Here is a 2353-nt window from a genome sequence, read left to right on the forward strand (position 1 = left end):
GTTTCAGAAGACGATGTCCAAACATGATATTTCCCGGCTTATTCGCAGGCCACAGCGGTCACTGCAGGCTTGGTTTTACGGCGCTTTTTTTGCCAAAGCTGAAACGGATAGCTAACCAGGAGCTTCAGGTTAACCTGTCCGATACAGGGCAATTCCGTACCGCGCTGCCAGGATGGATTTTGTTTTTCAAAAAACTGGATTTTTTCGTTCGCCAAACGCATTTCGTCAGAAATACCCGCCACATCGGATTTCAGATGTGTGTACCCCTCACCAAAATCAAGAAGACGGCGCTGATTGCAGTAATAATCAGAAAAGAGAGATTGGCAGTACGCATCAACCAGCGGCGCTAACCGCTGATCCTTTCCCTCTGGGTTGGGGTAATAATTATGGAAATTATTCGCCAGCAAAAGATAGGTTTTATATCCCTTGGAAATCAGCAACCAAAACATGGGGCGAAACGGATGGCGTATTTTTTCGCGAATCATCCGGAAGAAAAACTTCACTTGAAGCGCTTTGCTACCCCAGTATTTTTCTTCAATGATGGTGTCACCACTAAACACGCCCTTTACCCGGCGACCCTCCACGTTCATGTCGATAACTTTCAAGGTAGAAAAACCAACCACACGCTTGGTTGCTTTCTCCTCCACTAAAAATATACCGCTCTTTTCCACCATATCCTGGCAAAAAATATCCAGGCTTATATTTTCGTAGTACCCGGAGTAGATCTCATACATTCTTCGCATTATGGGTACCGACACCTTGGAAAGGGGCAGATATCGGGCTTTCAGGTTAGATGCATTTTCCCGTTGCATTTTCCCGCTCCATGATTATTTTTATGCGTTGAAAAGCGGTGCTCATGATCTACACGGACCGTGATTTACTTAATAGTCAAAGCGGCCATTTTTTTGTTAAAAATGGCAACACTGGTTTAAACCAGTAACAATAACGCGTCCAATGAGACGCGTATCACACCTAAAATAACAACAATGTCAGGCCATATGGCCGAGGCAGAAAAATGAAAAATAATGGAATGGCTTTGGACGTTCCGCTAATTTCTATTCGCTATGCCCGCCGTTTTTTACGGTTCACACAAAAACACGGGATAAGTGGAACCATCGTACTCAAAGAAGCCCGCATCGACCCCGCCTTACTGGATAACCCGGATGCCTTTCTGACCATGAGGCAGCTTCTCACCATGCTCCGTCATGCCGACGCCCTTCTCAAAGACGACACCGCATCATTTCGCTTTGGTCAGGAACTGGATTTACAGGGTCATGGCCTGCTGGGTTTTGCCCTGCTTCGCCAACAGGATTACCGCAAACTGGTTAATATGGTGGTGCAATATCTGCGCGTTTCATTACCTATCATGGATATGGAAATCCACTGCACAGGCGAAGACATCTCCATTCGCCTGCATGACAGCTGGGAGCTAGGCGAACTAAGACCTTTTGTTACCAACATCTACATGGGCAGCATTCATGCACTGGCATCGCTTGTCTGTCGCCGTTTCACGTTTGAATACGATTATCCGTGCCCAGCCAAAGCTTCCAGTTTCCAGCATCTTGGCGAAGGCATCGAAATGAAATTCAACTGTGAGCACAACCGCGTACTGCTGCCACTATCCGGCCGCCAGGCTCGTGATGATGACGCCACCGTGGCCAACTATCTGGCCACGGCCCGGTCCCAGGAGCAGGCCCAGGGCGATGAAAGTCTCAAGGTCGTCATTCAGGTACGCCATGAAATCCGCAACGCTCCCGGCCGTGACAGCACCCTGGAACGGGTAGCCGCCAAGCTGGGCATGAGCCCTCGTTCTGTACGCCGCCATTTGAGCCTGTCCGGGTTTGCCTTCAGCGGCCTTCGCAACGAAATTCGTGAAATGTTTGCCACCCGCTACCTGGTGGACACCGATATGGCACTGGAAAAAATTGCTGAGTATCTGGGCTACAGCGACCAGGCCAGTTTCAGCAAGGCCTACCGGGGCTGGACAGGGCACACCCCCGGAGAAGTCCGCCGCAACGCCAAAGTACCGCCCCCTTCCTGGGACAGCGCAGAAGAAGAGCACCAGAATGTACCCGACGGCGAAACACCCTCTCGGCCGGGCCATTGACTTAATATCCCGCATTCCTGACGCTTGGTGTTTTTGCGTTCCCCGATCCTGGCACTAGTATCGGGAAACGCTCCCGGCGTCAGCCAAAATACTAGCAATAACAATCAGGAAGAGACTGATGAAGAAGCTGTTCACCGCCGTTGTCACGGCCTGTGCGCTCACTGCCTCCCTCTCCGTGCAGGCAGAGACCATTAAACGCAAAATCTGTGTATTCGATATTGTCGGTAATGTGGGCCCGGTAATGGG

At 50.3% G+C, this 2353-nt stretch carries 2 protein-coding genes; one reads left to right on the top strand and one right to left on the bottom strand.

Annotated features, from left to right (window positions below):
- Positions 1–38: 38 nt before the first annotated feature.
- Positions 39–812 (bottom strand): hypothetical protein, encoded by a 774-nt coding sequence (locus ACN0IC_RS15000; RefSeq protein WP_039926139.1) that lies wholly within the window; start codon positions 810–812, stop codon positions 39–41.
- 203 nt (positions 813–1015) lie between these two features.
- Here ACN0IC_RS15000 and ACN0IC_RS15005 point away from each other — a divergent pair, with 203 nt between their 5' ends.
- Positions 1016–2107: a helix-turn-helix domain-containing protein gene (locus ACN0IC_RS15005; RefSeq protein WP_007149411.1), complete on the top strand. Its 1092-nt coding sequence runs from the start codon at positions 1016–1018 to the stop codon at positions 2105–2107.
- The last annotated feature ends 246 nt before the right edge of the window (positions 2108–2353 follow it).

The organism is Litorimonas sp. (assembly GCA_029936425.1).
Taxonomy (GTDB): domain Bacteria; phylum Pseudomonadota; class Alphaproteobacteria; order Caulobacterales; family Maricaulaceae; genus Litorimonas.

Coding starts and splice junctions, on each gene's coding strand:
- ACN0IC_RS15000 (WP_039926139.1), bottom strand. CDS start 812: ATGCAACGGGAAAATGCATCTAACCTGAAAGCCCGATATCTGCCCCTT.
- ACN0IC_RS15005 (WP_007149411.1), top strand. CDS start 1,016: ATGAAAAATAATGGAATGGCTTTGGACGTTCCGCTAATTTCTATTCGC.